Annotated in this window: 15 protein-coding genes; 1 reads left to right on the top strand and 14 read right to left on the bottom strand. The window is 44.4% G+C overall.

What is annotated here, in order from left to right; genetic code table 11:
• Positions 1-12 precede the first annotated feature (12 nt).
• From F0231_RS09740 to F0231_RS09730, 3 genes are all read right to left on the bottom strand, one after another.
• Positions 13-1,542, bottom strand: coding sequence for a tripartite tricarboxylate transporter permease (locus tag F0231_RS09740; RefSeq protein WP_171759537.1), 1,530 nt, complete (start codon positions 1,540-1,542; stop codon positions 13-15).
• A 17-nt stretch (positions 1,543-1,559) separates the two neighbouring features.
• Positions 1,560-2,078: a tripartite tricarboxylate transporter TctB family protein gene (locus F0231_RS09735; protein ID WP_171759536.1), complete on the bottom strand. Its 519-nt coding sequence runs from the start codon at positions 2,076-2,078 to the stop codon at positions 1,560-1,562.
• 205 nt (positions 2,079-2,283) lie between these two features.
• Positions 2,284-3,255 carry a tripartite tricarboxylate transporter substrate binding protein gene (locus F0231_RS09730; RefSeq protein ID WP_171759535.1) on the bottom strand — a complete coding sequence of 324 codons (972 nt, stop codon included), beginning with the start codon at positions 3,253-3,255 and terminating at the stop codon, positions 2,284-2,286.
• Between the two features lie 384 nt (positions 3,256-3,639).
• Here F0231_RS09730 and F0231_RS09725 point away from each other — a divergent pair, with 384 nt between their 5' ends.
• Entirely contained in the window at positions 3,640-6,780 is a 3,141-nt protein-coding gene (locus F0231_RS09725; RefSeq protein ID WP_171759534.1) for an HD domain-containing phosphohydrolase, read from the top strand.
• On the opposite strand, the gene F0231_RS09720 is transcribed toward F0231_RS09725, so the two are convergent.
• The 11 genes from F0231_RS09720 to F0231_RS09670 are packed head-to-tail and all read right to left on the bottom strand — an operon-like array spanning position 6,749 to position 22,762.
• Complete coding sequence (locus F0231_RS09720; protein WP_171759533.1) at positions 6,749-7,495, bottom strand: AarF/UbiB family protein; 747 nt, start codon at positions 7,493-7,495, stop codon at positions 6,749-6,751. The genes F0231_RS09725 and F0231_RS09720 overlap by 32 nt on opposite strands.
• 6 nt (positions 7,496-7,501) lie before the next feature.
• A complete protein-coding gene (tssM, locus tag F0231_RS09715; RefSeq protein ID WP_171759532.1) occupies positions 7,502-10,885 on the bottom strand; it encodes a type VI secretion system membrane subunit TssM in 3,384 nt (1,127 codons plus the stop codon).
• Between the two features lie 2 nt (positions 10,886-10,887).
• Complete coding sequence (gene icmH / locus F0231_RS09710; RefSeq protein ID WP_171759531.1) at positions 10,888-12,087, bottom strand: type IVB secretion system protein IcmH/DotU; 1,200 nt, start codon at positions 12,085-12,087, stop codon at positions 10,888-10,890.
• Positions 12,088-12,091: 4 nt separating this feature from the next.
• Positions 12,092-13,423, bottom strand: coding sequence for a type VI secretion system baseplate subunit TssK (gene tssK, locus F0231_RS09705; RefSeq protein WP_171759530.1), 1,332 nt, complete (start codon positions 13,421-13,423; stop codon positions 12,092-12,094).
• Between the two features lie 20 nt (positions 13,424-13,443).
• A complete protein-coding gene (tssJ, locus tag F0231_RS09700) occupies positions 13,444-13,926 on the bottom strand; it encodes a type VI secretion system lipoprotein TssJ (protein ID WP_171759529.1) in 483 nt (160 codons plus the stop codon).
• Positions 13,926-14,870 carry an FHA domain-containing protein gene (locus F0231_RS09695; RefSeq protein ID WP_171759528.1) on the bottom strand — a complete coding sequence of 315 codons (945 nt, stop codon included), beginning with the start codon at positions 14,868-14,870 and terminating at the stop codon, positions 13,926-13,928. The genes tssJ and F0231_RS09695 overlap by 1 nt, the downstream gene beginning before the upstream one ends.
• 3 nt (positions 14,871-14,873) lie before the next feature.
• On the bottom strand, positions 14,874-15,587 hold the full coding sequence (locus F0231_RS09690; RefSeq protein ID WP_253825773.1) for a transporter substrate-binding domain-containing protein: 714 nt from the start codon (positions 15,585-15,587) through the stop codon (positions 14,874-14,876).
• An 8-nt stretch (positions 15,588-15,595) separates the two neighbouring features.
• Positions 15,596-16,591: an ABC transporter substrate binding protein gene (locus F0231_RS09685; protein ID WP_171759526.1), complete on the bottom strand. Its 996-nt coding sequence runs from the start codon at positions 16,589-16,591 to the stop codon at positions 15,596-15,598.
• On the bottom strand, positions 16,588-19,134 hold the full coding sequence (locus F0231_RS09680) for an MFS transporter (protein ID WP_171759525.1): 2,547 nt from the start codon (positions 19,132-19,134) through the stop codon (positions 16,588-16,590). Before F0231_RS09680 ends, F0231_RS09685 begins: the two co-directional genes overlap by 4 nt.
• Before the next feature lie 28 nt (positions 19,135-19,162).
• Entirely contained in the window at positions 19,163-21,775 is a 2,613-nt protein-coding gene (gene tssH, locus F0231_RS09675) for a type VI secretion system ATPase TssH (protein WP_171759524.1), read from the bottom strand.
• A gap of 57 nt (positions 21,776-21,832) precedes the next feature.
• Positions 21,833-22,762, bottom strand: coding sequence for a type VI secretion system baseplate subunit TssG (locus F0231_RS09670; protein ID WP_171759523.1), 930 nt, complete (start codon positions 22,760-22,762; stop codon positions 21,833-21,835).
• Positions 22,763-22,764: the final 2 nt, after the last annotated feature.

Here is a 22,764-nt window from a genome sequence, read left to right as displayed (position 1 = left end):
GGAATGTAAATCTTATTGTTGTTCGACGTTAGCTGGAGTTGGTTTTAGCTTTTGGAATAGCTTTACAAACATAGGACTAAACAGAACGAGAACAGCCAGTACAGTGAACGTCATGGTAATTGGGCGTTCCCAAAGGAAGCTCAGCTCACCATCGCTGATCATCAAGGCTCGGCGCAAGTTCTCTTCCATCAATCCGCCTAAGATAAATCCAAGTAGGAGTGGGGCGAGAGGGAAGTTTGCGAGTCTCAACGCTATAGCTGCCATGGCGATCATTAACATGATGAAGACGTCCATGGTATTAAACGAAACTAAGTAAACTCCTGTGATAGAGAAGAACAGAATCATAGGTAGAAGAACCGTTCTTGGCACCGCTAGCAACTTAGAAATGTAAGGGATTAGTGGCAAGTTCAAAATAACCAATACAATGTTACCAAAGTACATGGAAATGATGACTGACCAGAATACATCTGGGTGCTCAACGAACAGACGTGGACCAGGCTGAATACCATAAGCAATGAGAGCGCCAAGCATAATAGCGGTAGTACCTGAGCCCGGAATACCTAAAGTTAATAGTGGTACAAATGAGCCACTTGATGCGGCGTTGTTTGCGGACTCTGGTGCAACAAGACCACGAATGCTGCCTTTACCAAATTGCTCTTTTTTCTCTTTAGGCGCTAGGTTACGCTCCATACCGTAACTTAAAAACGCTGCAATTGTAGCGCCGGCACCAGGTAGAACGCCGGTGAAAAAGCCAAGAATAGATGAACGGATAGAAACAGGAGCAACCTCTTTAATCTCTTCTTTGGTCACTTTCATGCTGCCAATGTTGCTCATTTTGTCTTGTTCATCGGAGCGAGTATCTTGATCTGGTTTTAAAATACCCATAAGGGTCTCACCAAGAGCAAAAGTAGCCATTGCGAGAAGCAGGAAGCTAAAGCCATCCATAAGATCCGTTAAACCAAAGGTGAAACGCTCAACGCCAACGCCTTTGTCGATACCCACTGTTGATAGCATTAGACCTAAAATGGTCATCATCCACGCTTTTACCACTTGTCCTTTACCAGCAAATGCAGCAACTGCGGACAGCCCAAGCAACATCAATGCAAAGTAGTCTGAAGATTGGAAGCTTAATGAAACGTTTGCTAGCGCAGGCGCGGCAACCAAAAGCATGATCGCTGATAGAGTACCACCAGTAAATGATGAGTAAGCAGCGAGCGCTAAGGCTTTACCAGCTTGACCTTTTTGCGCCATCGGGTAGCCGTCAAACGCAGTGACAACCGTTGAAGAACAGCCCGGGGCGTTAATCAATATTGAAGAAGTCGAGCCACCAAATACGGCACCATAATACACACCCGCCATTAGGATCAGACCTGAAGAAGGGTCTAAACCGTAAGTAATCGGGATCATAAGAGCGATCGCTGAAATAGGCCCCAAACCTGGCAGCATACCAATGAAGGTACCCACGAAACAGCCGACGATCACCATCATGATGTTCATTGGCATAACGGCGGTCGAAAGGCCTTGTAGAATTCCATCTAACATAGTGTTAATTCCTTTAATTAAGACCACATGGTGAAGACAACACCAGGCTCTAAGTAAATATCTAAGCCCTTAGTGAGCAGAAGGTAGAAGGCGATAACAAATGGGAATGAAGCACCTAATAAGACCTTCTTTCGTCTTTCGCCCAAAAGATAGAAACCCGCGAGCAAGAAAAAGCTTGTTGCGATAACAAAGCCGACATAGGTCAGACCTAAGCCATACAAAGCCATTAGTGCTAAAAAGCCAATGAGCAGTTTCCAGTTAAACTTGACTACTGCGCCACTTTTGACGTCGGGCTGGCCTGTCACCAGAAGAATCAGCGAAAGAAATACTCCGATGTAAGTGAGTAGTGTGGGCAGAGTTCGGGCGGTGAAAGGTTCATATTCATCGCCAGGAAATAGGGGGATTTGAGATGTTTGATATCCGTAACATAGACAGACAATCAAGAAAATCATTGCCCCAACACGATCACGGCACAAAAGGTTTTCCTTAGTGAAGAATCGTCCATTGGTGAATGAGTTCGTTGGCAAGTCCGACATATCCAACTCCATATGAGTGACAGCTATTTGGAAGAAAAAAGCCGCGTAAGAGGGTTAATGAGCATGTTTCACTAACAAATAGGCGATTGCTGCTAGTCAAAGGCCTAACTGTCTATAAATAAACAGAGGAGATTGTGTGTTAACTCGTACGCGGCGAAAGGGAGAAAAGAGAGCGGTGCAAGTCGCTCTCTGACCACTTAAAAGGTTATTTCAGGAAACCAAGCTCACGCATCAGGTCGCCCATTTGCTTCTCTTGATCTTCGAGGAAAGCGTAAAAGTCCTTATCCGCTTTGTAGTTGTCAATCCAACCATTGCGGTCACGAACGACTTGCCACTCGTCAGTGTTGTACATCTTGGTTAATGCAGTGTTCCACTCATCGATTTTTTCTTGGCTAGTGCCAGGAGCTGCAAAGAAACCACGCCAGTTAGCAAAGACAGTTTCGTTTCCGTATTCAGTTAGCGTTGGAATATCAGGCGCAGCATCAAGACGCTTTGGTGCAGTCACGGCAAGAATTTTTACCTGACCAGACTTAGACATTTCTAATACTTCACCAAGGCCTGTCGATAGAAGCTGTGTTTCCCCAGAAAGTAGGGCTGCCATTGCTTTACCGCCGGCATCATATGCAATGTAGCGAACCTTCTTCGCGTCGAAACCTTCGCCTTTAAATGCAGCAGCCACGACTAGGTGATCCATGCTGCCTCGAGCTGAACCGCCCGCGATTTTTACCTTGCGAGGGTTAGATTCAAACTCTTTCACGACGTCTTCCCAAGTGTTGTACTCAGAATCGACAGACGCCACGATAGCGCCGTAATCAGCAATGGTCGCTGCAACAGGAGTTAAATCACGGAAGGATTGAGGGAAGATACCTGTTAGTGAACGCACAACGATTGGTGTTGAATTCACCATCAAGGTGTCTTCTTGACGTTTAGCTGTTTCAATCAGATGTGCAATAGCTTTACCGCCACCGCCACCAGACAGGTTTTGGAAAGAGACGTTTTCAACGATGTCTGATTTCACTAGTACGTCACCCGTACCGCGAGCTGTCATGTCCCAGCCACCACCAGCGCCACCAGGGATCAAAAAGTGGATTTTTTCGACATCCGCCGCAAAAGCGCTGAATGAAAACGATGCTGCAATGATCGAAGCAGCTAGAGTAGGTTTGAGTACCTTAAACATGATTCACGTTCCTTATGTATGTGCAGGCTCTTCGTTGAGAGCACGCTTATCATTATGAAATCTCTGTTATCAGGGGAGGGAGCCTGTCAACAGATGTGTCTAAGGTTAATGAGCTGTTAATAAATTGTCTTTAATGCGGCGATAAAAACAATACTGAGCATAATGTTAGTTTTGTTCATAAAGTTCACGGTGGAAGAATTGAAAAATATTTTCCTGAAAAACATAGGATTGCGAAGTTTAAATATCTGGTTGATTAAGTTGAAAGCGCGATGTTCCTCTATTTATAGAATTTCGTATTGATATATAAATGGACTCGCTTGATAATAATTTGTTAATTACGACTATAAGTCAGATTCGACTTATTCATCGCCATGGAGGCATCAGATGAAGTCATCTTCTGTGAGTGGCAAAAAGTACTCAATCCAATTTACCGTGGGTGGGATGTTCCTTTTTGCAACTGCTGTCACAGCGCTTTTTGCTATCAGCTTACAATACTATTTTGGCAAGCAGATGTCGCAAGAGCATGTTCTATCTAAGCTGACGATGGCATCTTCAGATGTCAGTGAGTATCTTCAACAAGTCGAAGTCAGTGCCACCAGTAATGTCCGTCTGCTAAGAGGCTTTGCCGCCAGCATCGATCATGATTTTACTGAAAAAGAAACGAGGGATATTTTTACTAATATCTTATATGACAATCCACTTTTTTATAGTCTTTACTTTGGTCGTAAAGATGAAAACTTTTTTCAAGTCATCAACCTCGATTCTTCTCCTATTGTCCGTCAGCGTATCAATGCCGACAAACATGACCGCTGGGTCATCATCCATATCACCGGCCCTGAATCTAATCGAGTTCGTACCACTGAATACTTTACCGAAGATTTCACTTTAACCAACAGTATTACGGAAGAGAGCAACTATTTTCCAACTCGACGCCCTTGGTTTATTGGTGCTGAAGAGGAAGAGGTATACAAAACGGATCCGTACCTATTTAAACATCTTAAAATTACCGGGCAGACGTACGCTATTGCGGGCGAAAAAGGCGTGATTGGTATTGATGTCGTGTTGTCTGCGGTGAATGAAAAAATTACTGCAACTCAGTTAGGTTTGATCGAAGGTAATGGCGTTGAATCCTTTATTTTTAACGAAAAGGGTGAAGTGATTGCCTCAAACATTAACCTAAACAACGATGTAGAGATCCCCGCTTCTGAGCCTCTTTCATTGACTGAAGAGCACCAAGGCGTCATTGATCAAATATCTTCTCTTTTAGTCTCTAACCAAAATGACTGGGGGCCATACGATTATGCTCAAGCAGGTATGCCTAAAGGTTACGCGATTGACGTTCTGTCACTGATCTCTCAGCAAACAGGACTTAAGTTTGAGTTTATTAATGGCTTCGATTCAGTTGAACTGGCTGAAAAATACCGTGTTGGCGATTTAGATATTATTCACTCCGTGCCTAAAAATAACCGGACAGAGGGAACAGAAAGCTCCCAAATGTTTGAAGGGCAGTTGGCACTGGCGTCAGCAATTTCTAAGACGATCCCCACTTCGCTTCAACAGTTACGTGAACCTGTTGGTGTGGTGGGCGGCTATCAGTTAGAAGCATGGTTAGGTGAACGCTACCCAAGTCTCGATATTGTTGCGCTTCCAAGTTTAGACAGCGCTAAGAGTCAAATCTTAGATGGTAAGGTTAATTATGTTGTTGATACGTACCATACTCTTAGTGAACTCAATGAGCTTGTTGTTGAGCCTGCAGTGAATGTGACCAAAATGATGGACGCAGAACCAATCTCCTTTCATCTGTATATGAAAGAAGAGAATCAAGCGATAGTTTCCATTATTAACCAAGCGATTGCTGCAATCTCAACGGAGCAGCGAGAAGCACTCAATGAGAAATGGTTGAACACTAATCAATGGCGAGGAAGCTTCGTACCTTACCCTGAGTTGTTTAAAGCTTCTCAAACTTCTGAGTTGCATGATTCAATTTCAACTATTCAGGTCGACGGCAAAGATAAATTCGTCTTTGTCACGCAAATGGGTGGTTCACAGGTTAATCAAGAGTATTTTGCTGTTGTTGTGCCAGAGTCTGTGGTTATTGCAAAAGTGATTCCTAGACTGATGACATCCACATTCGCGACTGTCTTGGTTATGCTGTGTTTGATGCCACTTGCGTGGCGATTTAGCGCGCCAATTGTGAAACCTATTCGAGCGCTAAGGGTAGAGACGAAAAAGATCAAAGCCCGCCAATATGACCAAGTGAAGATGGTCAATACCCGAATAAAAGAAGTTCATGAGTTATCAGAGTCTATTTCTAGAATGGGATCTGAGCTTCAACGCCATGAGAAACAGCAAGAAGAGTTTATGGAGTCTTTAATTCGATTGATTGCACAGGCGATCGATGACAAGTCTCCTTATACCGCCGGACACTGTAATCGCGTTCCTGAGTTGGGCTTGCTGTTAGCTAAGGCAGCGGAAGAAAGCACTACGGGTAAGTTTAAAGATTTTGCTTTCGCCAATGATGATGAGCGTAGGGAATTCAGAATTGCTGCCTGGCTACATGACTGCGGTAAAATAACCACGCCAGAGCATATTGTTGATAAAGGTACCAAGTTAGAGGCCAACTACAATCGAATCCACGAGATACGTATGCGATTTGAGGTACTTTGGCGCGATGCAGAGATTGAATGTTTGACAAGTCAACTCAATCAGTCCGTAGATAAAGAGGCTGCGCTTGAGGCCCTAGAAGTCGCTAAAGCAGAGCTAACAGAAGAGTTCGAATTTATTGCTAACTCGAATGTTGGTGGCGAGTTTATGGGTGAAGAGCAAGTGAAACGAATCAAACAGATTGCAGCAAAGACATGGCAGCGTAATTTTGATGACTCTCTAGGCTTATCACCACTTGAAGATCTGGTTAGGCAGAAACAAGAGAAGCACGTTCCGGCGATAGAGCCGCTGCTTTCTGATAAGCCAGAGCACATCATTAAACGAGAAAGGCCGATGGATTTAGATCCAAAGTATGGTTTTAACGTCGATGTACCAGAACACCAGTACAATCTGGGTGAAGTGTATAACTTGTCTATTTCTCGAGGGACATTAACAGCGGAAGATCGTTTCAAGATTAATGAGCACATGATCAGTGGCGTCAAGATGCTAGAAGCGCTTCCATTCCCGCCAGAACTGAGCCGTGTGCCTAGATACGCTTCGACGCACCATGAAACATTAAAAGGCACGGGTTACCCTCGTAAGTTATCTGCTGAGGATTTGTCACTGCCTGAACGGATCTTGGTGATTGCGGATATCTTTGAAGCGTTAACTGCAGCGGACAGACCATACAAAAAAGCCAAACCAGTAAGTGTCGCGATTGATATCCTGTACAAGATGGCACTAGATAATCATATCGACATGGATCTGTTTGTATTGTTCGTCGAGAGTGGCGCGTATTTAGAATATGCCGAGAAGTTCTTAGCGAAAAGTCAGATTGATAACGTGGATATTAGCAAATTCCAGCCGTCGTCAGTTGCTTAGCGAGGCGAATCTGACGATGAACAAACACTTGATAGCGTGATGGTAAGGCTCCGAAGTTCGGAGCCTTTTTTTGTTGGTGGAGTGTTCTCAACTCTCCAGAGCCGAAAGGGTAGGAACCGTATAAACCTTGGGCAGAAACCGCTAATGAGAAATAGTCATCAGCTTTGCAAGTTCGACCATAGCGAAAAAGCGCATTTGGGCTACAAAATCGTGGGGACACGCTTAGGGCTTGCTGTGCTTGATACTCAGTACCGATCGGTAAAACACTTCCCATATCAATCAGAGCAAGTTCACCAGTCGCCTGAAGCACGATATTAGAAGGCTTTATATCACCGTGGATAAATCCTGTTTGATGGACGTTTCTGAGAATAGACTCTAGCTTAGCAAGAAGTGATTCAATCGGAGGCAAGTCTTGATAAACCGAGATAGGGGTCCCATCAATGAGGCTCATCATTAACCAGTGGATATTGTTATGAGCCCCTTTGGCTATGAATCGTGGCCAGTGCTGGTTGGAATAATTTGATAGAAACTCAGCATCCCTTTGAAGAAGGGTCTTTTCTCTTTGCCCTAAAGCAAACTTAATCGCTACCCACCCGTTTGTCGCGCAGTAGGCTTTATATACTTTCTGACCAAGCAACGAGCACTGGGTTAGTCCCAGTGCTCGTATACAAGCATCAATATGTCTTGGTACAGAAGGTAGCGACTCAAAGCGCATATAAGTTTAGATACTCGATGGAAGAGTAAACGCTGAGAAGAAGTTAGGCACAAATGGGTTGTTTTGGCCTTGCGTCTTAATGTTCAGCTCCACTTGGCTATCGTTGTGACTAAATTTCACGCGAGTACTTTGTGAAGTCGTCGATACGACTCGTGGCTGTACCAACTTGAACCATGCCCAACTGCCAGAATACTGTTCATTTGCGACTTGAGAAGCCTGAGACAGCAATCGGAAACTAATCGAGTCCTTATCTAGGTCTTGAGCTGACCAAGATTGCTTACTCCATAGCATTGGACCGTGGCGATACGTAAACAGCGATTTTTCTGCATCAATTGAGAACTGCGTCAGATCAGAGCTCATTTCAGTCGCCTTCACTTGGAAGACTAAAGACATATTCTGTGGATCGTTCAAGAACAGGGCATTTCGGATATCTGCGGCTTTGCTGATCATTTGCCAAACCATTGGGTCTAAAGCTAGGCCAGTGTTAGGTAGCAGACCACGCAAGTAAGGTGAACGTTCATCAGAATTAAATCCTTTTAGCTTGGCTTGATAAAAGTTGTCCAACACGCCATTTGCCTTGAAAAACGTAGCCACGTCACTTGTTGTTGCATCAAGCGATGAGGAGCGGTTAAACGGAAAATAAGCCGCGATGGTATCTTGGTAAGTCTGAAATACTTCATTGTGCCAAGCGGTATTCAAATATCCGTGAGCCAGTCCCATGACCATTTGGTTGGCTTGTTGAGTCACATTGTTTATCACTGTAACGGAGGTTGCCGGTTGGCTTGCCGTCATTGATGCAACGGACGACACCGGATTACTTAGCTTAAGTTCTGCTGTCAGAGTTTGAAATGCCACTTCTTGTGGATTTTCAGCAGTAAAGAACTGTTCCAGCCAAATCTCCATTTCAGTGAACTGACTTAATAGTTGATCGATTGGTTTACCATCGTTCTCGCTTGCTTCAACCTGTTTGTGGTATGGCATAAACGCGATATAAATCTGACGAGCGGCCTCTTTCTTATCTTGGTCCTGCTGCGGAGGAGGCGTTGCTTCTTCACCTTTCTTTGCCGGTGGTATTTCGATCTCTACCGAGGTGTACTTGCTGATAGTTCCATAAAGCTGCGCCAATGGGTTATTTGAAGCCGTTGTGAGCACAGACAAAGTGGTATTGAGCTGATCTGGGGTTGTCACAGCGTTTACATCAATACTCGCAACAAAATCACGCCAATAGTTAATGTAGTCGGCTTGATACATTTGCTTTAAGTCTCGGCTTATGCGGTACATTTCCAGTGCGCTTGGTGAGCTACCAGCTACGCCCTCATAAGCTTTGAGTGCTTCCAACAATACTGGAGAGTCGATAGAAAGATCTAATTCGTTAAACCCAGAAGGAGTGAATAGGTAAGGGACCAAGTATCCAACATAATTTGGTGAGAAGCTTAGTAATCGGTCAAAGTTTTCTCCGAGCTCTTGGCGAATATCAATACGCTTTGAGAAAGTAGGTGAGTTCAAAATGTGTTCATACAGTAATGACTCAACACCTGTTTGATTGATAACTTTTTTCGCCAAACTTTCCAAATCGTAGTTTGCTTTAACGGGCACCAGATCTTGGGTAAATACATCATCTAATAGCAGACGAAGTTGAGCCAAATTGACGCTGTCCGCTTCCCCTTGATCAGTCATGGTGGAAATAAAGTAGTTCTTTAACTCTTCGATATTGGTGCGGTTTGAGTCAAACAGTAAGCGATAGTTGTTTAGCAGCGACAGAGTCTTTGCTTGGTCTTCTAGGTTCACATAGACAAACAGATCTTTTTCTAACGTATTTTCCATCGATGGGATAAGTACACGTGAAAGCTCAGCAAAGTAGGCGGCTTCGACCTCTTCTTTGATACTTGAACTTGGCATGAAGGGAAGGGTATACCAAGGGTCTGGTCGCAAATAGAGTGCATAGATCTGATGTAGCGAATAAAGATTAGGAATGTTGTCAGCCATGTTTTCGATGTCATATGGCGTCGCTGCAATCGCTTCTTTATAGCGCTCTAACATATTGTCTGCACGCGCTTCGCGGGCGTTTTGGTAGTCGAAATCGAGCTTAATAATCGTCAAGGTCGCCACCAAAACGAATGCGCAGAATACTGTGTATGCACCTTGCCAAAAGAGCAACATGTTCTCTTTACGGCGGTTGACGCCCACGAGTGCATTCTCATTGAGAATCACATGGCTCATGATATGGCTAGCAAACAGTGTTTGATTAACTGGAATCTGCTGCTGTTGCTGAAAGCGCTCGTTACCAAGGGATTCGTTCACCACGTTAGCAAGCAAGTCGTACTGTTCATCGCTTGCGCCGCTGTGAGTGAAATAGAAACCACGGAACTTTAGGCCGTTGTTTAATTGATCACCTCGGTATAAGCGGTGGAAAAAATGCCATAAGCTCTGTTTCAACAATCCGAATTGATAAGGCGCTGCACAAATTGAGTTTTTAAACTCTTGATTTAATTGAGAAGAAAGTGCCGTGTTGGTGCTGGCGATAAGTTGTCCGATAAGATGGTCAAACTCCTCGTTAAACCAATCGGCATCGATCCCGCCATTTTTGGTAATTGGCGATGTAGCTCCAAACACATCATTTCGTTTGGCTTCATCAAAGGCAGAAAAGAACTGGCAGAAGTCGTTGATCTGTCCCATGTTCGTAATGATGTTGTAGATAGGAAGATCTAAACCGAAAGTGTCGTTAAACGTTTTGATGGTTGATTTAATCTCATCTGCTCGCTGGGTTAACCCCTCTTGATTACCAAGTAACTGAGACACTTCAGTTGTCAAAATTAAGCCATTCGCTGCTTGACGAGGTCGCCATTTATTAAGGCATTCTGAGAGTGTTTTGAGGTATTGTGGTTGTTGGTCGTCGCCCATACTGACCGAAATCAGAATGGAGTGCTCACTGAGCCAAAACAGTACTGGGAACTCGATATCATTGCCAAAGTCATCGACTTTGTAGGCTTCGTAGCCCATTTGGGTAATGATACTTTTGTCTTTAGTTGGATCGTCACTTAACAGCACATAAATGGGTTGGTCGTAACGGCTGTTTAAGCGTTTTTTACGCTTTTGGACGCCCAACATACGCTTAAAGTGTATCGCAAGAAGCTTACTGCGTTTTTGAATGAGTAAACGTTGTTCATCAGGCGTTTTGTTTGGATTGGCTTTACGTTGCAACAACCAGTAGGTGAAAAGGCCAGCTAGAAGGCTAACGACCATCGTTGACACAATACCGGCAACAAGGTGTTGTGGATAGCCTAACCACCATGTTAATCCGGCCCCAATCGCCAGTGCGATTAGAGTGATGATCGTAGCCCAGCCGATACTGCGCTTTTTAGAACGTGGAGGAGTTTCTTCTTTACTCATCGCTACTGGGCCTCATTATTATTGTTAGAATCGCTGGCTAAGTTGCTTACGATGATTGGGTTGAGTCGGTCTTTCTCGGAGTACCAGTTTTTGATTTCTTGTGCCTGTTCTGAAGATTCGCTGTGAACGATGACACGTGAATAGGATTTGTATTCATCGACAACGGGTTGGTACTTTGACGGAGACAGTTGAGAAATAAACTTGTTTGCGTTCTTCGCTTGATCAAATGTAGCTAACTGAACTAGCCAATTGGATTGACTTGTGGCTAGGTTGCTCGGCGGTGCAGCGGAAACAAGCTCCACTTTGCTCGCTCGTTTAGGCGTATTTTCTAAATCAGAGTCTTCACTGATGAAGATGATATCATTCACCTCACCGGAGAGAATATAACGTTCGCTAAAGTCAGGCAGGTTAAAAAAGTCACGCGCACGCTGAGTATGGGTTTTGTCATACCAAAAATGTGTCAACGCAACGCTGGTTACAATAAGGCACAGAAAAAACACCGTCGTGACAAAATAGCGTTTACGTCTGGTCGGTTTACGAATTTTTGGCAACTTGGTTCGTGTATGGCAGTGGATATTAGCAGACTGTCTGTACTGACTCACGACCTGTTCAAGCTGATGGCCGAAGGTTTTGAGGTGGTCATTTCCTGCATCACGATACTGACCTTTGAAACCAATGTTAATAAAGATGTAGATGATCTCTAATAGGTCGATGAGCTTTTGTGGCTGACGCAACGCCTTATCGGCAACCGTAAAGAAAAGTTCACCTCCGTTTCTCATACCGAATAACTCACTCAGTAGAGTTTTGTTTTCCCAACCACGAGACTCACCCCATTCACTGTAGATGATCAGTTCATCAAGCACGACGGCGTAAAGAAAACAGAGTTTATCAATGACGGCGACAGGGTAGTTAAGCCCTGCGCCTTTCGATTTAATCTCGTTAATACTATCGACCAATTGCTGGCGTAACGCTGCGACATCGTCTGGTTCTGGCAATGTTGGGATTTTTAACGTCATTGCTAACAGTTCACTACTGATATTGAATAGTTGGTTTTCCGCTTTATCAAAGTAGTGAAGGAACTCGCCACGACCTCTTGATGGGTCAACAGGGTTCCAGAGCGTTTCATTGCCTAAATCGTCTTTGCTGACAAATTCAGATTGGTTGTTGTCCCAAACAAGGGTTTCTTCGTCCAAATAGTTCATAAGGTTATCTCAACGCATACAACATTACGTTTAGGTCTGAGATACGAGTATCAACATGCAAAGCAACAGCGTCTCTGTTCTCAAGCATCTCTAGCCACATACGATCAGCGGTGTCTACTTCGAAGTAAGCCATTCCTTGCATTGGCTTTAGTTCACTAGGTGCGACTGGCAGTGGGGTTAATGAGATGCCAGACAGACCATTACGAACGATTTCAACGATGCGAGCGTTGTTACTCAACTTAGCTGAAATAGGGAACAGTTCATTCAATTCAGCGCTGCTTATCGATGACTTAACTGCCAACACAAAACGTCGGTTGGCAACGCTTGCTGTATCCTTTATCAGAGCTCGTAGAAGCCTACGTTTTTCGAACAGCGAGCTATCCCACGGGAACTCAAGGACTGAATCTTGTTGTACCAAAGTAAGCATATTTCGCAGTGAAGAGAACAACGGGTTAAAGCTCTCATAAAGTTTGTGGTACTGCAGCGGCTGACAGCTTTCCGGAATAGCAGGGGTTAATGCCATGACCTGGGCCTCAAAGCGACGGAGATCACCATACAAGTCATGTGTCTGTAATTTTGGATTCGCAATGGTTAAATCAAACCACGGTAGCCAAGTGTTCAACGTTTGTAGCCACAGGTAATCCTGCATCATAGATTGAGGGCTTTTTTGACCTTGGCCAGCTTGGATACGCTGCAGAAGGCTCGTTGCGCGATTCGAGGTGAGTGCATGTAGCTCTTTAATTCGCTCAACAAGAAGTTGCGATGCGCCGTAATGTAGACATGCTGGTATGAATGCACGATCGAGCATGATCTCGCCAGACTCTGTGCATTCAAGTACTTTAGCAATTGGGAGTAGGGTAAATCCAGATGTGTCTTCACCCTGTAATTTGAGAGAAATATTGAGATGAGCGATATCGATTTCGACACTCGCATTCTCTGACGTCGAAGTATCGAAGACATTGACCGTTGAAGTTAAGTAGCGGCCTTGATCGGACTGCTCTTGTCCATAGTCGTTGTTGCCTTGCAATGAGATTGGAAGTGCAAGGTAAACAACGGTTTCAATACTGCCTTGTGGGATGTCTCTGGCTACTTCGTGGTTCATTTCGAAGTGTGTACCGTCAGGGAATACTCCCGCAGCACTTGTCACAGAGAGCTTACCAATTTTGAGTAGTTCGTGGTTCAAAGTCAGTTCAGTCACACCATAAAATGGGGAATACCCAGCCAACGTCTCGATATTTTGGCGAACATAGTTTTGCACATATCGATCTTGCTGCTGAAAATGCTGTGGGGCGATAAACATGCCTTCTTGCCATACTACTTTTTTAAATGCGTCCACATTATGTCCCTATCTACTGACTAAAATAATTCCCACCAGGCTGAATCTGGCGTAACAATGCTTAGTGAGGCGTTCGCCCCTTGTATATTGAGTTGCAAAAACTGGTTTTCTTCGATGGGTAGGGTCGAAAACGCTTTTGACTCACTGTTTTGATAATCGACAAACTCAACGAGCACAGCGACATATTGGGTCGTGGCGTTGATGTCTAGAACTTGATCTATCTCTGTGTTTGGCAACACAACCGGTAAGATCTGTTTTGATACTAAATTGGCACTGAGTAACTGCACGTCATCGGTGTATAGATCGATGAATGGTAGTTGTTTGAACATCTGTGCATCCGTTAATTGATACAATCTGACAACTACGGGGTTTGCCTCGTTAGCGTCAGAAGGATTCATTAACGGGTCGGTCTTAATATGTAAATTGTATTGAGAAACAACAGGAGTTGGATCTGAAGAACACCCAGCCAAAAAGAGCGCTGCTGCTAAACACCACGTTCTCATCAACTGCTTTCCTCACGTTGCTTTTGCATATTTTCCATAAACAGAGCTTTGAATTGGCGACGAAAATCGCCATTTTTCTGTCTGTGTTGGAAATGTTTGCGATAAATTCTCCAATAGCGCTTCTCTTTACTGCTAAAGACTCCACCTGTGAGGTACTCGTTGAACTGACTTTCTAGCTCTTGCGGTGCAAACTCGTTCAAGAACTGATCAACTGTCTGTTCTAACGCATCGAATAGCGCGTCATGATGAAGCATTGGGTTTTGGAGCAGTTGCTGGTTCTTCTCTGATTGGACCAATAGCTTTTGAATTGATGCTTCTAGCTGTGAGTTATTGTTTGGGTCAACGGGTAAAAACTCTAAGTCAGACTGATGTGCATAGATGGTTTTCTCTGGCACTTCATCCACCTCAATGTGTGGCTCAATCTTGTCGCTATCTATATCTTCAAATGGATCTGACGCAAATGGGTCATCCTTGAGTACATTTTCATGTGAAAACGAACTCTCTTTATTGACCTTTTTTGGAGCGACATCTTGATCTAGAAACTCTGTCTCATCGTCATTTAGGTTTAACTCAAAAGGCTGAGAAAAGAGATCATCTTCAACGGTAGAGGGAGCCTGTGAGCTTGTCGCAACCAACGTTGAAGCAAGCATGGTGTAATTCTCTACTTTGATAATATCCCCATCATTAAGTGGGTACTCTTTATCGCGAACAAGAGGTTTATCGTTTAGGAGCGCACTGTTTTGACCACGATTGATCAACATATACCCGCGCTCGGTTAAACGTATTTCGCCATGAGTGCGCGAAATACGTTTACTTTGGTCTGGTAAGCAAATATCACAGGCAGGTGCACGACCAAGAGTGCCGCCTGTTTCAGGAAGATACACAACTCTAGAGGTTACGACCTCTTCAGTGGGTACAGAAATCAAGTGAATACTGATAGCCACTAGTTACCTCTCACATTTTGAAACAGCTACATTGAATGCAGCTAAGAAACCGGAATACTTGTTTAGGAAACGATTCGAGAAATAGACTCCCATAGGTTGAGAATCTAGGGTCTGAAATTGGAAAAAGTCGTCGGGTAACTCAGCTTCCTTTAGCTCACCCTCAAACACAAGTTTATCTTCCAAGGCGATGTCAATTTCCCTTTGTTTTAAAAGCCTTAGTAATACTTTAGCATCTCGTGGCTGTTTGACTACATTGTACCCGTTGCGTTTTAACCAAAACCACTTATTCGACCCAAATTTGGCAGAGAACTTGAGGTTTAATTTTGACAACTCGTCTATCTTAGGCTCTACACCAGGTCCGAAATACCATACTAACTCTTGTTGTGCGATAGGGGCGGATAGGGTGGCGTAATCGTCTCGCTCTGCGGTTTGAGTCGCGACAAAAAAACCATGCTGGGTGCCACTGTGCACTCTCAACTGTGCGTCTGACCAAGTCGTCATGGTTAATTGATATGGCTGTCCCATTTTTCCTAGGGCGCATTTAACGCGATCGAGAGCAAGTCCTTGCATCTGGCCGTGTTTGTATTCTTGATAGGGTGCCCAGTCTTGCGTGGTTAGCAATAAACGAGAAGGGCCGATTGCAGCTTGTGCGAATGCGTAGGTGCTGTGTAGAACACCTAGTGTAACAAAAAGGCAGAAAGTAAAAACTGGAATCATTCTGACCATTAATTTCCCCCAATAAGCTCGGAAATTTTTAAAACGGAAACGGGCGGGTAGTAATCTAATTCTTGAGCTGCACCAACATTCACTATGTACGAATATTGGCTTAAAGGCTCAATGGGTAACTCTTGAGGCGTACTCTTTTTATTTAGAATTTGCTCTGCTTTGTGCGCTGCAAACTCCCCGACGTTGTAATAACGACTCACGATGCCAAACAAAGCGTTGTGTTTGCGAATCGGTGATTCTGTCGCTGAAAACGTTGCAATGCCTTTGTCATGTAAGCTATCAACAATGCCCTTACCTTGACTAATAATGTACGAATCTGGTGGCAAGTATGCGAGCTGAACCCCATCTTCAACCATTGTTTCGATGACTTTTGGAAGTGAGTCTGGATCTGGCTTGCTGTCTTTGGTTCTTAGAGGGTAAAGATAAACGTCCATCCCAAACTTAGCGGAAAGCATCTGTATCTTTCTCGCGGTGATAACGGCGTTGTTCTCTAACGGGTTAAAGACGATGCCCATAGTCTCAACATTAGGTAGCTTTTGAATCGCGTTGAACTGCACTTGGTGAGGAACGATGTGACTGACGCCAGTGAAGTTACGTTTTGATTCCGTTTCACTTGTGACGATCTTCGAACCAACGGGATCGGTCACAATACTGAATACCACCGGAATGTCGCTCGTTTGTCTAAAGTGACTTGGTTCGTTTTCCGTGCCTAATAGGCTTAGGGTCGTTGTTGTGCCAAATGTGTAGATTAAATCGGCGTTGTAATCTTCTATTTGATTGACATATTTCGCCAAAACAGCACGATCTCGCCCTGCGTCTAATAGGGTGTAATCGACATTCATTTGGCTAGACATATAATCCATAAAGCCTTGCTCGGCATCTGTCACGCCGCGCCACAACAGCATTACGATTCTTTTCGTTGCTGGTTCGCTGGCATAGCTAGGCAACGAGAAGGGAGCAATCAGTACAAGTAAAATCAGTAGTTTAATTTTCACTTTGCTACCTCCAGGTGTTGTCGATCACGTTTCGTGAACAGTGCATAAAATCCGATTAAAACCGCTGAGCTAATGAAGAGGGTGATACCAAATAGGACAATGGTTTCCTGGTATCCTAAGAAGCTCAAGCACAGGCCCGCTAGAATAGGGCCCGTGATGTTACCGATACGTTCTGTGAGGCGGAAAATGCCAATGGTTTTTCCTTTGTCTATGCCTTCGTTGGCAAGTAAATCCATCACTAGTGGTATTTGAGGTGACACGCTAATACCGTGAGCAATACCGATCATAATTACGATAAGCAATAGCCCCACTGTGCCTGGGAATGCCATGATGTTGACAAGCGCGAGTGCCGACAGCAAGCCACCACATACAATGAACTTAATCTTGTTATCCCAACGGTCAACCAGCAGTGCACTTAGTGGTGAGATTATGATGACAGCGAGCCCGTAGCTCATCAATACGCGACCTGACACAGCGCTACTTTCCCCAAGAGACTGCAAATAGACTGGACACAAGTAGTAAAGGAAACCAGTCAGGACAACCTTGGAAGGGATCGCGCTTAAGAATGTGATGATCGCGAAATATTTGTTACTCAGTAGAACCTTAAAGTCATTGAAGCTAACGGGTTTGCTTTGAGCATTTGAACCGCCGTGACTAAAGAAGGTGATGACGAACAGTACACTGACGACAGCAAGCACAGCGGCCAGTAAGAAGGTTACACTGTAGCCAAGTTTATCCGCTAAAATTCCACCAATCGCAGCTCCGCAAAGTGAGCCGGCAAAGAACGAAGACAAGAACGTTGACATGCCTTTAGTGCGGTTTTTGGTTGTCGTTGTGTCGGTAATGTACCCTTGGGCTGAAATAAAGACGATACCATAGCCGACGGCGGTGTAAGCTCGAACAATAAGAAGTAATTCAAGTGTCTGACATAAAGCAGTTAATGCTAGGCCCGAAGCGGTAATTAGCCCACCAACAACTAAAGACTTACGGCGCCCAACTTTATCTGACCAGTATCCAGCGAAAGGCAAAGAAATCGCCCAACAGAACATGAATAGGGAGATAGGCAAGCTCATGATCAGATCGTCAGGGATCCACGTTTGTGAGTGCTCAAGGCTTGCGACAAAATTTGGAAAGAAAGCGAGTGAAGCTGCTTCCGCAAACACAAGCATGAATAGGGGCAGTCGAATGAAACGGTAGTCTTGCGCACTTTTCACTTCAAGTTTTTCATCTGGGTGCATTCGCTGAGTAATGGCATTGAGACGACTAATGACTCGGCCAAACTCATCGCGCGATGAAACCTCAGAAACCCATTTAGCGCCGCCTTGCTGCGCACTTCTGAGTAACTGTTTGATTTGATGCCAAGGCTTGATAATCATGAAGTTACATGCAAACAAGATGATTTCAATCACGATGAGTGCCGACGCAATAAGCACCGTTACCATGTCCATCAAACTGTCTTCAATCAGCTGCGGAATAATGTTTGTGTCGGTAGACATAGCAAGCTTGATATGAGCCGACGCATCGATGGTGTGGAAAGCGGAAGTCGCATGATCAGACGCATGCAGTACCTGAGGGTAGTGATACAAGTCTTCACTTTGTTGCTGCAACTGAATAGACAACAATTCAGGATGCTGCTCGATGTAGGCAGAAAACTCTTGTTCGAGCCCGTTTAGTCGGTCAAGCGGCACCCCTTGCTCCAACAAACGTTGGATCATGCTAGTTAGGGTATCACCAATAACGTGTGACTTTTGCTCTAGTTGAGTCTGATACGTTTGAGAAAACTTATCGAGAGCTTGATACGAACTACCGATGTTGGAGGCGACAGTCAACCCAATTGCTAGGGAGATAATTAGGAATGGGAAATAGTGATCTCTAAATTGCTCCCAACGGTTTTTTGCATGAGATGTGAAAAAGGCGGTATTCGCGGCCTCAATCAATGCATGTTCAGATTCGTGTTCTTTTTCTAGAACCGCTTTGGTTGCGTTGATCTTCTTAAGTAAGAAGTCCAATCCAAGGTTCAGTGCAAAGTAGCCAATACAAGAGCCTACTAATACCCATAAAATGGTATCGAGCAGTTGCTGCGTTAAAAGGGCTGATTTGATTTCATCAAGATAAACGGTTGAGTAGTAGAGCTCTACCACACCCTCATTCTGGCCGAATGTATTACTGATGTTTGCGCTGATCATACGCTCAGACTGCGCTGCTTCGCCTGCAAGATAAAGAACTTCGCCGTTTTTATCCAAAACTTGCATGCGACTGATGCCGTTAACCAAGGCAAGGCGCCTTTCCAATAAAGCCTGTATGTTGGTAATGGAGGAAAGAGGTAAACCCAAACTCATCGCTTGTTTAATATCACTGTCTGTTTCACTTAAAACGACGTGATACGTTGAATCGCTGGTTTGGGTGAGCCTTTTATCAAAATTTAAGTAATTGAGCGTGCTATTCAGGCCATTAGAAAACAGTAGTACAGCAAAAATTGCTAATACTAGTTTTACTCGTAACGAGAAAAATGAACTAGAATTTTCTAGCTTGTGTGCGTCCATAACTACTACTTCCTTCTGGCCTAACACGTTACTTAATTGTTAGCTCAAATCCAGCGCGGCTATCGGCTGCGATAACAGACACTTGGGTTATTGGCTGTTGTTGGCTGAGTCGGCTGATACACTCCTCGGCCAGTTTTGGCATAAGTGAACGGTTGATGATTTGTTCTACCGCTCGACCACCTGTCGTTGGGTCAGTGTTTTTGCCCACGACAAAGTCAACAAAGCCTTTATCCCAAGTAAAGCTAGCTTGATACTGTTCAGCCAGTTTTTTCTTAATACGATTGAGCGAAATTTCCGTGATTTTCGAAAGCTCTTCGTCATTAAGTGGGTAATAAGGCACGATCGTTGTACGGCCTAAAAATGCTGGCTTAAAGTAGTGCTGAAGATCCGGACGAATGGTTTCAAGCAGGTCTTCGTTTGTCATACGTTCATCAGTATTTTCACACGCATCACAAATAGCCTGGTCAGCTGCGTTGGAGGTCATGATGATGATGGTATTTTTAAAATCGACAGTTCGACCTTCACTGTCTTTGATATGACCTTTATCGAAGATTTGGTAGAACAGATCATGTACGCCAGGGTGAGCCTTCTCCATTTCGTCAAGAAGCAATACAGAATAAGGGTTGCGACGAATCGCCTCTGTCAGTACGCCACCTTCACCAAAACCAACGTAACCAGCAGGAGAGCCTAGCAACATAGAGATCTTGTGCTCTTCTTTAAATTCGGTCATGTTGATGATGGTCATGTCATTACTACCACCGTAAAGTTGCTCAGCGAGCGCCATCGCGGTTTCGGTTTTACCCACACCACTTGGGCCACACATCAAGAACACACCAATAGGTTTTCGACTGTCAGTAAGTCCGGCTCTTGAGATACGAATCGCTTTAGCCAGCTCTTGCTTAGCTACGTCTTGACCAATAACGCGTTTATCTAACTCTTCTTCCAGTGAAAGAAGTTTAGCGATTTCGTCACTCATCATGTTGCCGACAGGAATACCCGTCCAGTTAGCAATGACTTGAGCAATGGTATTGTCATCGACCATGGCATTGACTAGCGGCAGCTCACCTTGAAGCTCGGATAGTTGATCGAGTTTTTCATTGAGTGCTTTTTGTTTGTCGAGGGATGCGTTCTCCTCGCTAGTGCTTTCACTAATCTCTTGTTGAAGTGCCTTAATTTGATCGACAAACTCGACTTCTTTATCCCAACGCTCATTCAAGCTTGTTAATTCGGTTTCATTGTCTGCAATCTCGGTTTCTAACGCAGCGATTTCTTCTTCAGCAATACCAAACAGCGCATTTTCTTTCTCTAGAGCGGCTTTCTCGTTCTTTTGGTAACGAATGGTCTGCTCGAGCGATTCAATAACTTCAGGTTTAGCTCCTTGAGTCAACGCGATACGAGCACTTGCAGTATCTAGTAAACTGATCGCTTTGTCGGGTAACTGACGGCTTGGAAGATAACGAATTGATAAATGAACGGCCGCATCTATTGCTGACTCTGCGATGAAGGCACCATGGTGTTTCTGTAGCGAAGCTGCAACGCCGCGTAGCATTTGTTTAGCGTCTTCGGCGTTAGGTTCTTCAATCGAAACAACTTGGAATCGGCGAGTAAGGGCAGGGTCTTTCTCGAAGTATTTCTTATATTCAGCCCACGTTGTTGCAGCAATGGTTTTGAACTCACCACGAGCAAGTGCTGGTTTCAGCAAGTTCGCTGCGTCATTTTGACCCGCAGCGCCGCCAGCGCCGATTAACGTGTGTGCTTCATCGATGAAGACAATAATCGGCACTTCGCTGTTTTTAACTTCGTTAATGACATCTTTTAAGCGGTTTTCGAATTCGCCTTTTACGCTTGCTCCTGCTTGAAGTAGGCCCAAATCTAGCGAATGGATTTGTACGCCTTTTAGAGCCCCAGGAACTTCATCTGCCGCGATACGGAGCGCTAACCCTTCGACGACTGCGGTTTTACCTACACCAGGTTCACCAACCATAATAGGGTTGTTTTGGCGCTTACGGCAGAGAATATCGATGGCTTTTCTAACCTCAGTGTTTCGGCCAGAAATAGGGTCAATATTGCCATCAATTGCTTGTTGAGTAAGGTTGATGGTGTATTTGCTTAGAGCATCGTTACCCGTCGGTTGACCTAACGCTGCAGTTTCACCTGATGCAGAGGTTTTAGCACGAGCAACGGCCGTCTTATTGATTAAGCCTTGTAGAGACTCCAGTGAAACGGATTGTAGGCTATCTAGCTGGAGCGTATTTACACCTAAGACGTTTTGCTGAAGTAATGCCTGTACTAGATGGAGGCTGATGATCTCACCATGCCCGTAGTTTACAGAAGCCAGCATCCATGCGTCTTTCACTAGCTCAGTGAGTCCATGGCTAAGAGTCGGTTGCCCCTCACTACCTTTTGGTAGGCGAGCAATCTTGCTTGATAACTCGTTAACGATCGCTTCTTGGGAAAGGTTTTGCGATTGAATTAGGTTTCCAATATGCGCATCTTGTTGTGAAATCAACTGAAGTAGCCAATGTTCTACCTCAATAGATGCAACACCTTGGTTCATTGCAGCACCAGCGGATACTTCTAAAGCTTGCTTGAGCTCAGGAGAGAGCTTAGCGACTAAATTGGTTAAGGTTACTTGTGTCATACTGTTGTCCTTGTAATTCGAAGCGTCACGCCATTGAAGCGACGAGCCAGGGTCCCTTTATTTGAGCAAAATACTGATCATTTGAGTGGGTTTCCTTTCCGGTGCGAGGCAATCTACTTCGCCAAGCTTTGCAGCACTTTGCATGTTTGAGGAAAGAGTGGGGCGTGATAGATAAGCACGCTTAACTTTTAAATAAATAGAAACAGGTGTGTTATCTCTTAAAAAATGTTCGATAAGCCCTCGCATGGTTTTCGCAAGCTGCGCATCATTTTGAATGTCGATCAAATCTTGTTCGCTACTTGGCATAATAGAAACTACGAGGTGGCTGTAATGGGTTAAGCACGTTTTGCCGATAAGAAACCCTTGCCCGATACGACTGTTGTACGTGCTATGAGTCCCTAAACGAGTCAAAGAATCAACGGGCAGTTGACGCCTCTCTTGAGGCTTAGTTGCGACTTCAATATCGTACGGAAAATAGTCGTTTAGTATTTGTTCAAGTGCGCTTAAATTGCGGCTGCCTTGATTGAGTAGAAAGGTGTACTGAAACAAGTGACCATGCGTATCTTTGAGTGCCGAAAGTTGATTGAGCAACTTTGACTTTTCAGGCTCAAGTTCGTTCTGAATCGCCAACCAAGGACGTACTTCTAGCTGTGATACAAGCTCAAAGTAGCGTTGATTAAAGACGTCGAGAAAGTCTTTAAGTGCATGATCGTCATCATGAAGAGCGGCGAGCAACTCTTCATAGATGTAATAGGGGATAACGCCTTTAACACCAGAAAGCGCCTGTTTGGCCAGTCTTAGCTTCGCCTTATTATTTTTTAAAGAGAAGTACTGAATCTCGCTTGCATCACCTGTTGGCATCGCCTCTGCTTTGAGGATAAGCTTGATTTTCTCAGGAGACTGTTTAGCAAAATGATTAAGCAAACGAACAGCTTGCGCGAAGTCGTATTTGTTTGTGTTTTGTGTTAGGTCGTTGATTACGTTCATAT

It is taken from the genome of Vibrio sp. RE86 (assembly GCF_013114545.1).
Classification (GTDB): domain Bacteria; phylum Pseudomonadota; class Gammaproteobacteria; order Enterobacterales; family Vibrionaceae; genus Vibrio.
Note: the sequence above shows the minus strand (reverse complement) of the source record. Positions and strands in the feature narration are given on the sequence as shown.

Coding starts and splice junctions, on each gene's coding strand:
- F0231_RS09730 (WP_171759535.1), bottom strand. CDS start 3,255: ATGTTTAAGGTACTCAAACCTACTCTAGCTGCTTCGATCATTGCAGCA.
- F0231_RS09670 (WP_171759523.1), bottom strand. CDS start 22,762: ATGAACGTAATCAACGACCTAACACAAAACACAAACAAATACGACTTC.
- F0231_RS09740 (WP_171759537.1), bottom strand. CDS start 1,542: ATGTTAGATGGAATTCTACAAGGCCTTTCGACCGCCGTTATGCCAATG.
- F0231_RS09720 (WP_171759533.1), bottom strand. CDS start 7,495: ATGCGCTTTGAGTCGCTACCTTCTGTACCAAGACATATTGATGCTTGT.
- tssH (WP_171759524.1), bottom strand. CDS start 21,775: ATGACACAAGTAACCTTAACCAATTTAGTCGCTAAGCTCTCTCCTGAG.
- tssJ (WP_171759529.1), bottom strand. CDS start 13,926: ATGAGAACGTGGTGTTTAGCAGCAGCGCTCTTTTTGGCTGGGTGTTCT.
- tssM (WP_171759532.1), bottom strand. CDS start 10,885: ATGAGTAAAGAAGAAACTCCTCCACGTTCTAAAAAGCGCAGTATCGGC.
- F0231_RS09680 (WP_171759525.1), bottom strand. CDS start 19,134: ATGGACGCACACAAGCTAGAAAATTCTAGTTCATTTTTCTCGTTACGA.
- F0231_RS09690 (WP_253825773.1), bottom strand. CDS start 15,587: ATGATTCCAGTTTTTACTTTCTGCCTTTTTGTTACACTAGGTGTTCTA.
- F0231_RS09725 (WP_171759534.1), top strand. CDS start 3,640: ATGAAGTCATCTTCTGTGAGTGGCAAAAAGTACTCAATCCAATTTACC.
- F0231_RS09735 (WP_171759536.1), bottom strand. CDS start 2,078: ATGTCGGACTTGCCAACGAACTCATTCACCAATGGACGATTCTTCACT.
- icmH (WP_171759531.1), bottom strand. CDS start 12,087: ATGAACTATTTGGACGAAGAAACCCTTGTTTGGGACAACAACCAATCT.